The 13,288-nt window shown below is 67.7% G+C and carries 10 protein-coding genes and 2 pseudogenes; 6 read left to right on the forward strand and 6 right to left on the reverse strand.

Annotation, left to right across the window (positions count from 1 at the left end):
• Positions 1-21 precede the first annotated feature (21 nt).
• The 3 genes from ACFXHE_RS19620 to ACFXHE_RS19630 all read right to left on the reverse strand — a co-directional run bounded on the left by ACFXHE_RS19620 (position 22) and on the right by ACFXHE_RS19630 (position 3,743).
• Positions 22-1,554: an LCP family protein gene (locus tag ACFXHE_RS19620; protein ID WP_379384888.1), complete on the reverse strand. Its 1,533-nt coding sequence runs from the start codon at positions 1,552-1,554 to the stop codon at positions 22-24.
• A gap of 207 nt (positions 1,555-1,761) precedes the next feature.
• A complete protein-coding gene (locus ACFXHE_RS19625) occupies positions 1,762-3,165 on the reverse strand; it encodes an amino acid permease (protein ID WP_379384890.1) in 1,404 nt (467 codons plus the stop codon).
• A gap of 164 nt (positions 3,166-3,329) precedes the next feature.
• On the reverse strand, positions 3,330-3,743 hold the full coding sequence (locus ACFXHE_RS19630) for a pyridoxamine 5'-phosphate oxidase family protein (protein WP_379384892.1): 414 nt from the start codon (positions 3,741-3,743) through the stop codon (positions 3,330-3,332).
• A 410-nt stretch (positions 3,744-4,153) separates the two neighbouring features.
• Here ACFXHE_RS19630 and ACFXHE_RS19635 point away from each other — a divergent pair, with 410 nt between their 5' ends.
• Positions 4,154-4,921, forward strand: a complete 768-nt coding sequence (locus ACFXHE_RS19635; protein WP_379384894.1) for a hypothetical protein — start codon at positions 4,154-4,156, stop codon at positions 4,919-4,921.
• Between the two features lie 2 nt (positions 4,922-4,923).
• Here ACFXHE_RS19635 and ACFXHE_RS19640 read toward each other — a convergent pair whose 3' ends face one another.
• Positions 4,924-6,273, reverse strand: a complete 1,350-nt coding sequence (locus ACFXHE_RS19640; protein ID WP_379384896.1) for a hypothetical protein — start codon at positions 6,271-6,273, stop codon at positions 4,924-4,926.
• A gap of 697 nt (positions 6,274-6,970) precedes the next feature.
• Complete coding sequence (locus ACFXHE_RS19645; RefSeq protein ID WP_379384898.1) at positions 6,971-7,129, reverse strand: helix-turn-helix domain-containing protein; 159 nt, start codon at positions 7,127-7,129, stop codon at positions 6,971-6,973.
• A 186-nt stretch (positions 7,130-7,315) separates the two neighbouring features.
• Here ACFXHE_RS19645 and ACFXHE_RS19650 point away from each other — a divergent pair, with 186 nt between their 5' ends.
• From ACFXHE_RS19650 to ACFXHE_RS19670, 5 genes and pseudogenes are all read left to right on the forward strand, one after another.
• Positions 7,316-8,032 carry a type 1 glutamine amidotransferase domain-containing protein gene (locus ACFXHE_RS19650; protein ID WP_379384900.1) on the forward strand — a complete coding sequence of 239 codons (717 nt, stop codon included), beginning with the start codon at positions 7,316-7,318 and terminating at the stop codon, positions 8,030-8,032.
• A gap of 217 nt (positions 8,033-8,249) precedes the next feature.
• Positions 8,250-8,657: pseudogene (locus tag ACFXHE_RS19655) on the forward strand (acetoacetate decarboxylase); the annotation flags it as partial.
• Between the two features lie 64 nt (positions 8,658-8,721).
• Complete coding sequence (locus tag ACFXHE_RS19660) at positions 8,722-9,675, forward strand: alpha/beta hydrolase (protein WP_379384902.1); 954 nt, start codon at positions 8,722-8,724, stop codon at positions 9,673-9,675.
• 13 nt (positions 9,676-9,688) lie between these two features.
• A pseudogene (locus tag ACFXHE_RS19665) lies at positions 9,689-11,287 on the forward strand (succinic semialdehyde dehydrogenase).
• A gap of 253 nt (positions 11,288-11,540) precedes the next feature.
• Positions 11,541-12,533: an NAD(P)H-quinone oxidoreductase gene (locus ACFXHE_RS19670; RefSeq protein ID WP_379384904.1), complete on the forward strand. Its 993-nt coding sequence runs from the start codon at positions 11,541-11,543 to the stop codon at positions 12,531-12,533.
• Between the two features lie 54 nt (positions 12,534-12,587).
• Here ACFXHE_RS19670 and ACFXHE_RS19675 read toward each other — a convergent pair whose 3' ends face one another.
• The gene (locus tag ACFXHE_RS19675; RefSeq protein WP_379384906.1) at positions 12,588-13,181 is read right to left on the reverse strand and encodes a TetR/AcrR family transcriptional regulator; all 594 of its coding nucleotides are present in this window, start codon (positions 13,179-13,181) and stop codon (positions 12,588-12,590) included.
• Positions 13,182-13,288: the final 107 nt, after the last annotated feature.

The raw sequence follows: 13,288 nt of genomic DNA on the forward strand, positions 1-13,288 counted from the left end.
CCGGGGCATGCGCGAATTCGATTACCTCACACAGGGAATGCCGCCGGTATCCATCTGCGACAGGTCGGTGGCCTCGGGCGCGTTGGCGCCGGGGGCGGTGGCCGCGACCGGGACGGGCGGGGTGGTGGAGGTGGCCGGTGTCCTGGTGCGGGTGGCCGAGGTGGTCGGATCGGTCTGGTCGACCGGCACATTCGCGAGGGGTCCGCTGCGGGCGTCGCTGCCGAGGGTGAGCTGGACGGACTGGGCTTCCACGACCGCCGAACCGGTGGCGGTGAGTCCGAGTTGGGCCGCGAGGGCGGTGGCGGCGGATTCGGCGCCCGCGCCGTAGGTGAGCGTGGTGGTGTCGCGGGCCGCGCCGGTGGTCGCGGCGCCCTGCGTGAAACCCCGTGTGGCCAGGGCCTGTTCGACCTTGGCGGCCAGGCCGTTCTCACCGGAGCTGTTGACGACGTTCAGCACGATGCCGGTGGCATCCGAGATGGTGGTGGTGGCGGGCGCGGGCGTGGTGGTCGTGGTGGTGCCGGAGTCGCCCGGGGACAGCAGGTTTCGCACGATGCCCTTGATCTCGTCCGTATCCACGATATTGATCGACTCCCCCGCGTCATCGGTGCCGAAGTCCTTGACCGGCAGCGTGTACAGCGACAGCCCGTCGTCGAGCAGCGCGGAGGCGCGTTGCGCGAACGACAGTGGGTCCAGGCCGCTGTCGATGGCGGTGTTCTGCTTGGCGATATCCAGCAGCGCGCGCAGCTTGCCGGGACTGCCGAGGGTGCCGCCGTCCTGCAGCTGCCGGGCCAGGGACACGATGAAGGCCTGCTGGCGGCGGGTGCGGTCCAGGTCGGTGAACAATGGCTGATCCGGGTCGCGACGCTGGCGCACGAAGGCCATGGCCTGCGCCGCGTCGATCTGCTGCTTGCCCTTCTTGAAGTTGGCGCCCGAGTAGCCGTCGGAGGTGTCCTCGTTGAGGCACACGGTGATCGGCTGTTCGGCCTCGGCGATCTGGAAGAAGGCGGCCAGGGTGATCTCGACGAAATGGTCGACGGGCACATTGCCGAGGAACTTGCCGACCGTATTGCTCTCGGCGAGGCGGCCCGCGTCGCGGGACTTCTGATCGAGTTCCAGTGGATCCTTGACCCCGGCGGCCGCGAGCTTGTCCTTGGCCCGCGCGTAGGCGAATCCGTACGCCTGCTTGATCTTTCCCTTACACGGGGAGGTGGCGCAGGACGCGGGATCGAGGGTGACGTAGTCGTCGCGGGGAATGGAGATGGCGGTGGATTTGGAGCCGTCGCCCGGAATGTGTACCAGGATCAGCACATTCGCATTGAAGCCGCCCTCGCTGTCGTCCCCCGCGTGCAGCGCGTCGTACATGTCCTGGGGCAGTGGATTGCCGTGCTCGTCGAGGCGGCTGTCCAGGCCCATGACGAGGATGTTCTGGGTCTTGCCGCTGGATTTGGGGCCGTCCGGAGTGACACCGGAGATGGTCAGCCCGCTCAATTCCTGATGGTATCTGCGCCAGGCCGCGCCGGTGGCGGTCAGCGCCGCGACCGCCAGCAGGGCCATTGCCACCCGCCCGGCCGCCAGCGCCCGGCGTGTTCGCTCGGGGCGTCCACGAGGGCGGCGGGCGGTGGGCGGGCGGGGTCTGGACCGGCTGGGTCTCGTCGACCTGCTGGGTCTCGTCGGGCGTAGTGGCACCGTGGCGGGGTCGTACGCCGCCGATTGCCTCCCCCGACGATCTCGAGCATGCGTCATGCCCACCGAGACTAGCTGTTAAACAGCGCTCGCCGAGTGCTTGCGGGAAAGCAGGGGGTACCCGGCGCAAACCAGGACGCCCCAGACCAGGCCGACTACGAGGGCGCTGCGGCCGTCCTCGGTGAAGAACAGCAGGACGACGACCACGGCCAGGAAGGCCAGGGCGAGCACCGTGGTGACGGGTGCGCCCGGCAGGCGGTAGTCGCTGCCCGGCAGCACGCCCTGCTTGACGCGGAGGCGGTAGAGCAGGTGGCAGACCAGGATCACGCCCCACACGAAGATGATGCCCATCGTGGACACCGACGTGATGTAGCCGAATGCCTTGTCGGGCGAGAAGTAGTTCACCGCCACGCCGATCACCATGACCGCCGCCGAGACCGCGATACCGGCCGCGGGCACCGATCGGCCGCTCAGCGAGCCCAGGGCGGCCGGGGCCTCCGCGCGCTGCGACAGGCTGCGCAACATGCGGCCGGTGGAGTAGATGCCGGAGTTGCAGGACGACAGCGCCGCGGTCAGCAGCACGAAATTGATGATGCCGGCCGCGCCCGGGATACCGATCTGCTCGAAGACCTCCACGAACGGGCTGCGGCCCGCGTGGAAGGTGCGCCAGCTCGACACCGACATGATGACCACGAGCGCGCCGACATAGAACAGGCCGATGCGCAGCGGCAGGCTGTTGATCGCCTTGCGCAGCGTGCGCTTGGGGTCACGCGCCTCACCCGCGGTGACGCCCACCAGTTCCACACCGACGTAGGCGAATACCACGATCTGCAGGGCCAGCAGCGCCTGCCCGAAGCCGTTGGGGAACACGCCGCCGTCGTTCCACAGGTTGGTGACGGTCGGGTTGGTGGCGTGGCCGAAGTGGAAGATCAGCACGCCGACGCCGATCACGATCATGGCCACGATGGCGGTCACCTTGATGGCGGAGAACCAGAATTCGCCCTCGCCGAACAGCCGCACCGACACCAGGTTGGCGATGAACATGATGCCCAGCACCACCAGTGCGGTCACCCACTGCGGGATGTCGAACCAGTACTGCACGTACTTGCCGGCCACGGTGATCTCGGCCATGCAGGTGGCCACCCAGACCGCCCAGTAGGTCCAGCCGGTGGCGAAACCCGCGAAGCGGCCCAGGAACTCATTGGCGTATTCGGCGAAGCTGCCGGTGACGGGCCGGTAGGTGAGCAGTTCGCCCAGGGCCCGCATGATCACGAAGATGGCCAGACCGGCGGCCAGATAGCAGAGAATGAGCGCCGGGCCGGCCTTCTGTATCGCGCCGCCCGCGCCGTAGAACAGGCCGGTGCCGATCGCGCCGCCGATGGCGATCATCTGAATGGTGCGCGGCGACAGGCCGCGGGAATACCCCTCGTCGTCCGTGCGTGCGGTACCGATGTCCGGTAGCTGCCTTTCCGAGGCTGTCAAATGCGGTTCCTCTCGCGTGCGTGCGGCCGGAACCCGCCGTTCGTGATCGGGAGCCACCGGCCGCGCCGAGCCTGTCGGCGGTTTGCCGGGCTCGGTCCAACGGCGTGTCACGCTACCGGAGCGGTATGCGCGGGGTCACAGTCACCACCGCACGTGGCGTGTGGTCAGCTGCCCTCGTCGATCAGCTCGAGGCCGGTGACGACCTCGGCCTCGATGCGGATGACATGATCCATCGGCAGGTTGATCCAGGGGTCGAGCAGCGTCTCGTAGCGCTGCACCTGCTCGGGATCCATCACCACCCGCGCGACCCCGGTGACGATCACGCTCCAGCCCTGCCGGGTGTGCTCGTCGAACGAGTCGGCCTCGTACGCCACCACCTGGCCGTCACCCCGCAGCAGGCTGGCGCCCAGCTGTGCCCGCACCACCACCACATCCTCTTCGACGATGTGATTGACCGGCCGGATGATCGGAAGTCCACGGCGCGAGTACACAATTCGCCCGAATTGCGCGCCGGCCAGCCGTTTCAGTGACTCGGCAGCCGGGAGCTCGCGTAGCTTTCGTGCCCCAACGCCACCCATTCCTTCAATTGTGGTCGATCGCTTGCGATTACGCCAATTGCCTTGTCGCATCTCATAGTTCACTCCCAGCATCGCCGCTGCCCCGGCACCGCGCCAGCGAACCGGCGGCACCGTTCCGGCGCGGGGGGCGACATCGCCCTCGCCGGTGCACATGTCGATGCGGACTCGCTGCTCGCAGAGCGGCAGCACGGACACCAGTTCTTGGTTTGATGGATCGGAGTCTCGGATCACCGGTCGAAAGTCGAGCTGAGGGAGGTATTCGTGACCTCGCCCGTGCGGCAGTCGCCCATCGACCCATCGCGCGTCCCGTGAAATCCGGACCATCGGCGGCTCGGCGAGCATCCGCGGCGCGCGCCCGGGCCGCTATCCGCTGGTTACGCGCCACACCTGTCGGCCGGACAGCATGGCGCGTGGCCGGAACCCTCGTCGAGATCGAGCTCGTCGATCGAGCACTGGCGTTGGCAGCGCAGATCTTCACCTCGGTGCTTCCGGTGATCATCGCCGCGTCGGCGTTCAGCGGCTGGCAACCGACCACCGACACCATTCGCGATCAGTTCGGCTTCGACCCCGCCGTCTTGCACACCGGGGATGCGGCCACGTCATCGGATCGGTCACTGACCGCGTTCGGTGTGGTCGGGCTGCTGATGATCATCCTCAGTGGCACCTCGTTCGCTCGGGCCCTCGGCCGGGTCTACGGGGCGGTGTGGCGGGTGCCGTCGATGGGGCCGCGGGATGCCTGGCGGTGGTTGACCGCGCTGCTCGCGGTGGCGTTGTCGACCGCACTCGTCGAGCAGACCCGTGATCTGACCCGGATTCGGGTCGCGGGGCAGCCGCTCGCGCTGCTCGGTGAGGTCGCGGTGTGGACCCTGGTGTGGGCGTTCGCACCGTTCCTGCTCACCAAGGGCGCGCTGACCGGGCGGGTGCTCTGGACGACCGGCGTCCTGACCGCGATCGGGCTGACCGCGGTGCACGTCGTCGCTCGTATCGTGCTGCCACGGATAACGGCGCAAGCCCAGCGGCACTTCGGGCCGTGGGGGCTCGCTTTCACCTCTGTCAGTTGGCTTTTCGTGATGTCGGTGGTGATCGTGGGGGCGGCAGCGATCGTCAAGGCCGTCGCATCGGACGACACAGCTGTCGGGCATTATCTGCGGCACCGGGCCCCGGCGGCCGGCGCGTGAGATCAGCGGTGAGCTCGGTCGCGTCGAACGGGCCTCGGTCCGGCCACCAGTTCCACGGCGAGCAGAGCGGCGATGGTGACGAGCACCGTCCCGATGACGACCAGCCCCGTCGGATATCGCCAGAAGACGAGGACGATCACCGCGACGGCGATGATGCCGCCCAGCAGCGGGCCGCGAAACCGGCCCACGGCGGATTCGATCGCCTGTGGATCTCGGCCGTCTCGCCGTGACCGCACCGCGGCGAGGGCCCGGTTGTAGCCTTCTCGCACCGCGACCGCGGATCTCGAGGGCCCGCTGAGGAACCCGGCGAGCGCGATCGCCACGGCGGCCGTGAACACCGCGCGCACGGTGGTCCGCAATGGCACGAGAAAGGCATCGATCACCGTCGCGGCCGCTTGCGGGGTCATCACCTCGGCGGGCACCGCGTCCAGGTACGCCGATCGTGCGATGCCGATGGCTACCGCCAGTGCCGCCATGGCCAGCGCCAGCGCCACCCCCACCCAGGAAAACGCTTGCCGGCGTGCGCCTTTCGGTGCGACCCAGACGGCGCAGGCCGCCAGGAGCACGGTGAGCCACGGCGCCACCCGGTCGACCCGGTCCAGGAACGACACCCACCACTGCGCCTTGACCAGCTCCGGCGAACGGAACAGCACCAAGGACCGGTCGATGGCCGGCACCTGCTCGACGAAGGTGAAGCCTTCTTCGCTCAGCACGGTCCGCACCCTGTCGATGATCGGCCCGAGCGACACGCTCACGGTGCCGTCCTCGCTCATGCCCACTGCCGCATGGGCGTGGCCGGTGAGAACCGCGGCAATGCCCGTGTGCGCCTGCCGGTTCGCCTGAATCCACAGGGCCTCGAACTCATTCGACGCGAGGACGGACGTCACCGTGTCCCGCACGAAGTCTCGTGCCTGCTTGCCGACCAGCGGGGCGACCCCGACAAACGCGGCGGGCACCCGGGGGTTGTTCTCGGTGATCGCCGCCAGCGCCTGGGCTGTGATGGCCTCGACGTCGACACGATCCATGATCGCGTCGGTGATCCGGTCGGCCAGCTCGCTCTGCAGTGCCGGATCGGCCCCCAGCGGCGTGACGATCCGGACGTAGCGGTCGGTGTCGAGCACTTCGCCGTGGGCGAATCGCGCGAGAACCGAGCCGATTGCCAGGACGGAGACGAGAGCCAGCAGCACGACCGTGGCCGCCCAGCGCAGTGCGCCGCGGTGTTCCCGGCCGTTCCGCCCACCGGCCGGGTCGCCGGTGCCGGGCGCATCACGATGCGCCGCGAGTTCCCGCAACCGCGTGAGCTCCTCGCGCTCGCTCTCGCCCAGTGGGCGATCGGATTCAGCGGCCTCCATGAGAATTTCCGCCTCGGTCCTGCGCTGGTCGATCCCGCACTCGATGGCATCGGCGATGTCGTGCCCTCCCGCGATGGTAGCGATCGCCCCGGCATCACGTCAGCGCATATGGTCGATCAGATATCCGATCCATCCCCTGGTTCACGGAATTGATACAACTCGCATTCGCCGCATCTACGGTGCGAATTCTCCGAGTTCGGGAAGTGACATGCGTACCCAGTCACACGGGGCGATCACAGCGTCGATGGTTTCGTCGGAGCCGTCCCTGAACAATGGTCCGTACAGTTTCCTGATCAGGGTATGCCGACCGGACACATGGGCCGCGGTGCGGACGGCCCGGAGGGAGCTTCGCACGTCCGATACCGCCCATCGCTGCCTATTCCACTCGGGCACAGGGACTTTCGCGCAACCGGTCAGCCAGTCCGATTCGGACAACAGCACTGCTTCGGGACGACCTCGCTGCAGGATCACGAACGCCTCCGTGCCCGCGCACGCCGCTGCGAACACATCACGCCAGGAAGCGCGAAGTATCGCCGTATCAATGGTTTTCACGTGCCCTGGAATTCTATCCGCGAGTCCCTGCCGGATCGGCGACATCCAGCGAGCCTGCCTTGAGTTTCACTGCTTTTCGCGCGCCCCGCACGAACGGATTCACCGTTCTTGTTCGCCGCGAACAGCATTCGGTGTCACGCCCGGGTCAGCCCGGTGGTGACACCGCGCGATACCACCGGCAGACACCGAGGGCGAACTGCAGATCGAAGGAGTCACCGGTCAGCGCTATGCCGTATCTGCCGGTGATCTGCCGCAGGCGGTACTGCACGGTGTTGCGATGGACCAGCAACCGCTGAACTGCCATGTGAGCGCTGCCAACACCATTGACGGTGGGCTACGCTGCCGCTAATGTTAGCGGTGAATACATTAGGTGGCGGCATTCGCCGCTTCGGCGGTGCGCGTCGAGTTGATCGATGCTTTCCCGACCTCGTCCCAACCCGGCCGCCGGTGCCCTATCCGTCTGCAGAACAACGCATCAGGAGGAACAAGCGTGACGAAGGTTCTGTTCGTTATCACGGCCGCTGACCGGTGGACATTGAACGACGGAACGCCACATCCGTCGGGATACTGGGCGGAGGAGGTGGCAGTTCCGCACCGGACCTTCAGCGAGGCCGGATGGGACATCACCGTCGCGACACCGGGCGGCAAGGCCCCGACGCTCGATCGGCTGAGCATCGGAATCGCCGGTGGGATGCCATGGAAGCGCCGCGAAGTGGAGCGCTACCTCGACAGCATCGCGGATGTCCTGGCCACGCCGGAGCCCCTCGATGCCGTCGATGTGGACGACTTCGACCTGGTGTTCTACCCGGGCGGGCACGGCCCGATGGAGGATCTCGCCTACGACAAGACCTCGGGTGCACTGCTGAGTCATCGGCTGACATCCGGTAGCCCGCTCGCACTGCTGTGCCATGCCCCCGCGGCCATCCTCGCCGCGACCGAGCCGGACGGAACGTCGCCCTTCGCCGGACGCCGGATGACCGGGTTGTCCAACCGGGAGGAGCTGCTCAACCGGTTCGCCCGGAAGGCCCCGTGGCTGCTCGAGGACAAACTGAAGGAACTGGGCGTCGACTACTCCAAGGCGAGGCTGCCGCTGCGGCCGTATGTCGTGGTCGACGGGAATCTGTACACCGGGCAGAACCCGCAGTCTTCGGCCGATCTGGCACAGCGACTCGTCGCCGACATCGGTGCGACGCAATCCTCGAGATGAGCTCATGACGGGTCGATACCCGTTGCCCCCGACGCGATTTCGGCCGTGGCATGCCGTTGAGGCGTGGCGCATCCGAGAGTCGTCCGGTCATGGAACACGGGGCGACGATCGGCCGCGCCGAGATCGTCCGGAATTCCGATACCCCAGTGTTGACACTGCTAACATTCACGGTTGACGTCGGTCCGCCCACATGCCAGCGAGCGAGAGAAGTACACCGATGTCACCGACTCAACTCAGCACCGTCGAGGTCGATCTGGGTGGCCGCCTGGTCACCGTGCCCGGAGGCGGTCTGTACGACCGGTTCCGGATGGACACCGACCTGGACGAAGTGGCGCGGGATCCCCGGGTGAGCAGTGTGGATTTCTTCCGGCAGCTACCCAAGGTCAAGGTCGACTCGCGGATCGGTGAGACTTTCACCCCGAACTTCTACTACCGCATGTCGAGTGCGCGGCTGACCATGCTGGCCCCGTCGCGCGCGATCCGTTCCCGCCTGCCGGAGGAGCTGGCGCCGCTGGAGATCACGCCCGGGATCGGCCTGATCTCGGTCATGTTCTTCCGATACGACGTGTGCGACATCGACTTCTACACCGAAGCCGCCGTCGGGGTCGCCGTCCGGCCGGCCCGGCGCTGACTGTCCCGGAACGCGGTACATCCGGAACCCGAGAACACCAGACCAGAAGGAGAGTGCGATGACGGAGATCAAGCCGGTGCTCGAAAACGAGGCGGTCGAGTTCTCGAAGGCCACCGACACCCCGCCGTTTCTGTTCCAGCTACCGCCGGCCGAAGGCCGCAAGGCGGTGGACGAGGTGCAGTCCGGGGAGATCGACAAGCCGGCGATCGACGAGGAATGGATCACGGTCGAAGGCGGACCGACCGGGTCGGTGAAGGTCCGCATCGTCAAACCCGCGGGCGCGACCGGCACGCTGCCGGTCGTCTTCTACATTCACGGCGCCGGTTGGGTTTTCGGCAATGCGCACACCCATGATCGGCTGGTCCGCGAACTCGCGGTCGGCGCCGACGCCGCCGTGGTGTTTCCCGAGTACGACCTGTCGCCGGAAGCCAAGTACCCGACCGCGATCGAGCAGAACTACGTCGCCGCGCAGTGGGTGTTCGCCCACGGCGCCGAAAAAGGGCTCGACGCTTCGCGATTCGCGGCCGTCGGAGATTCGGTGGGCGGCAATATGACCGCCGTTCTCACCCTGATGGCCAAGGAGCGCGGCGACGTGCGGATCCAGCAGCAGGTGCTGTTCTATCCGGTCACCGACGCGAACTTCGACACCGCGTCCTATCACCAGTTCGCCGAGCACTACTTCCTCGCCCGCGAGGGCATGAAGTGGTTCTGGGACCAGTACACCGAGAACGACGCCCAGCGTGACGAGATCCACGCGTCCCCGCTGCGCGCGTCGATCGAGCAGCTTCGCGGCCTCCCGCCGGCGTTGGTGATCACCGGCGAAGCCGATGTGCTGCGCGACGAGGGTGAGGCCTACGCGGCCAAACTCCGCGAGGCCGGTGTGCCGGTCACCCAGGTGCGGTTCGGCGGCATCATCCACGACTTCGTGATGCTGAACGCGCTGCGCTCGACCCAGGCGGCCAACGCCGCGATCAAGCTGGCGCAGGACACCCTGCGCGCGGCATTGCACTGAATCCGGAGCCGCTATGACCATCGACCACGCCACCAGATCCACCTCGGCCCGCACCTCGGGCCTGCCCGCTGCCCTGACCCCGGCCCTGCTCGCCCGGCTCGCCGCCCGCGTCGAGGCCGGACCGGACGCCGCGCACGTCACCACCACGGCCCCCTACACCGGTGACCCGCTCGCCACCCTTCCAGTCTTGACGCCCGCGGACGTCGAGGCGGCGTTCGCCCGCGCTCGCGGCGTCCGGCCGGCCTGGGCCGCCACACCCGCGCACGAGCGGAAAGCGATCCTGCTGCGTTTCCACGACCTGCTGCTCGAGCGGCAGCACGAGGTTCTGGACCTGATGCAGGCCGAGAACGGCAAGACCCGTCGCGATGCCTTCCTCGAGGTCACCGATATCGCGATCGCGTCCCGCTACTACGCGCGCAGCGCCGCGAAACTGCTTGCGCCCAAACGCCGCCGGGGCGCGATCCCGGTGCTGACCCACACCACGGAGCTGCGGCATCCCAAAGGTGTCGTCGCGGTCATCTCGCCGTGGAACTACCCGCTGAGCATGGGCGCCGGCGACGCCATGCCGGCGCTCATGGCCGACAATGCCGTCGTGCAGAAGCCGGACACCCAGACCGCGCTGACCGCGCTGTGGGCGCTGGATCTGATGCACGAGGCCGGCCTGCCCCGCGGGGTATGGCAGATGGTGGTGGGCCGGGGCAGTTCCCTCGGCACACCGCTGATGGACAACGCCGACTACATGATGTTCACCGGGTCCACCGCCAGTGGCCGGCAGATCGCCCGCGACGCCGGGGAGCGACTGATCGGCGCCTCGCTCGAACTGGGCGGCAAGAATCCGATGATCGTCCTCGACGACGCCGATATCGACCGTGCCGCCGAAGGCGCTGTCTCCGCGTGCTTTTCGTCGACGGGACAGCTGTGCGTCTCCATCGAACGCATGAATGTCGCCGAAGCCGTCCACGATGAATTCGTCGCCGCCTTCGTCCACCGGACCGAGCGGCTGAAGATCGGTGCCGCCTACGACTACAGCACCGATGTCGGGTGCCTGACCAACCGGTTCCAGCTCGACACGGTCACCGCCCATGTCGGGGACGCGGTCGCCAAGGGCGCGACCGTGTGAGCCGGCGGCCGGGCACGCCCCGATCTAGGGCCGCTCTTCTACGAACCGACCATCCTGACCGGTGTCACCCCGGACATGACGCTCTACGACCACGAGACCTTCGGCCCGGTCGTGTCGATCTACCCCTACCGGGACGTCAACGAGGCGATCGCGCTGGCCAACGCCACCGCCTACGGTCTCAATGCCAGTGTCTGGAGTGGTGACGGTGCGAAGGGCCGCGCGGTCGCGGCTCGCATCCACACCGGCACCGTCAATGTCAACGACGCCTACGCCGCCGCCTGGGGCAGCGTCGACGCGCCGATGGGTGGCATGGGCGATTCCGGACTCGGGCGCCGCCACGGGGCCGACGGCCTGCTGAAATACACGGAGCCGCAAACGGTTGCACACCAGCGCCTCCTCGGTTTCACAGCGCCGGCCGGGATCTCGGAGCGGGTCTGGGCAGCCACACTGACCGTCGTGCTGAAGGTACTGAAAAGGGTTGGAGCCCACTGAATCCCCCGCAAAAGTGCTGGCCGAGGCGTCGATCGACGTCTCGGCCAGCACTTTTCGGACCTGAGGGCCGAACGTCTTGCCGCGCGGGCAGCGGCCAGGCCCTGGCGATCGTCCACTGGCGGGGCGGGCCCACGCAGTGATGGACAGCCCATGACGATTGACACCGTGGATCGTGATCCACGGCTCGAATGTTGACGGCGCTAATTTCGAGAGTAATGTAAGCGGTGTACACATTATGGTGAAAGGGGATGACATGTTCGCTGTGACACTCGACGGCTACGGCGGTCCGGAGGTCATGAAGTGGTCGCAGGTGGACGACCTACCGGCCCCCGGCCCGGGGGAAGTGGCAGTGGACGTGGTGGCCGCGGGAGTGAACCGCGCCGACATCATGCAGCGCTACGGCCTCTACCCGCCGCCACCCGGGGCCAGCGACATCCTCGGCCTGGAGGTGTCCGGCATCGTCGCCGAGGTCGGCGCCGACGTGCAGGACTGGAAGCCGGACGACGCGGTCTGCGCACTGCTGTCCGGCGGCGGCTATGCCGAACGGGTCAACGTCCCCGCCACGCAGTTGCTGCCCGTGCCCGACGGAGCGAGCCTCACCGCGGCTGCCGCGCTCCCCGAGGCGGCCGCCACCGTGTGGTCGAATGTGGTGATGACCGCCGGTCTTCGCGCCGGCCAGACGCTGCTCGTCCACGGCGGCGGCAGCGGCATCGGCACGCACGCGATCCAGGTGGGCCGGGCGCTGGGCGCCCACGTCGCGGTGACCGCCGGTTCGCAGTTCAAGCTGGATCGCTGCCGGGAACTCGGCGCGAACACCCTGATCAACTACCGCGATCAGGATTTCGTCACCGTCGTGACCGAGGAGTACGGCGGCGCCGACGTGATCCTCGACATCATGGGCGCCGGGTACCTCCAACGCAATGTGGACGCCCTGGCCACCGACGGCGACCTCACGATCATCGGCCTCCAGGACGGGGCGGTCGCCGAGCTGAATCTCGGTGTGATGCTGGGCAAACGGGCCTCGGTCCACGTGACGAACCTGCGCCGTCGTCCCGAATACGGCCTCGGATCCAAGGCAGAGATCATTTCCGACCTGCGCCGGCGGCTGTGGCCGCTGATTTCCGCGGGCACCGTCGCGCCGGTCGTGTCCGCCGTGGTGCCCATCCACGATGTCTCCGAAGCGCACCCGCTGCTGGATTCCGCCGATACCGTGGGCAAGGTGTTGCTGCAGGTGCGCAAACCCTGAGGCGCCCCTCCCCCACCGGTGAGCCCAGTCGCCTCGGCACACCCGCGGCCCGGATCAGGCGCCCGAGGGCTCGCTGGACGTGATCGACGCGTCGAGCGCCGCGAAAACGGCGCTCCGGACTCGGCTTTCGACGGAATCGGCGTCGAACTTGCCGTGCAGGTACAAGAAGGCCAGGCCGTGGACCAACGCCCACAGCGCCGTCGCCAGGTCTTCCTCGTCGGCCGTGGGAAAGATCTGCCGCACAATCGATTTCACGTACTCGTGGATCGCGGTGGTCGCCGCCACCCGTTCCGGGCTGGTGGGATCGCACGGCTCGGAGAACATCACCCGGAAGAGCCCGGGCCGCGTCAGAGCGAACCGCACGTAGGCGACCGCGATCTCGGCGAGGTCCGCGGCATTGGCCGGCGCGGCGGCCGCCGCGACCAGTTGCGCGGTCAGCTCGCGATAACCCACGGCGGCGACGGCGGACAACAGGGCATCGCGATCGGCGAAGTGACGGTACGGCGCGGCGGTCGACACGCCCGCCCGCCGCGCGGCGGCGCGGAGCGAAAGCTCACCCGCACCACCTTCCTCGAGGAGTTCCACAGCCGCGCGCACCAGCGCGCTGGGCAGATCGCCGTGGTGATACGGCGCGTTCGACGTTGCCATGGAACCAATTTAACAAGTGTTGACAGCGCTTACATTTCATCCTAGCGTTAGCGTCCGCACACAAAGGTAAGCAGTGCATATATCAGAGGCCGGAAGAGGTGCGGGTT

Origin of the sequence: Nocardia sp. NPDC059229, assembly GCF_042754165.1 — a bacterium.
Taxonomy (GTDB): domain Bacteria; phylum Actinomycetota; class Actinomycetes; order Mycobacteriales; family Mycobacteriaceae; genus Nocardia.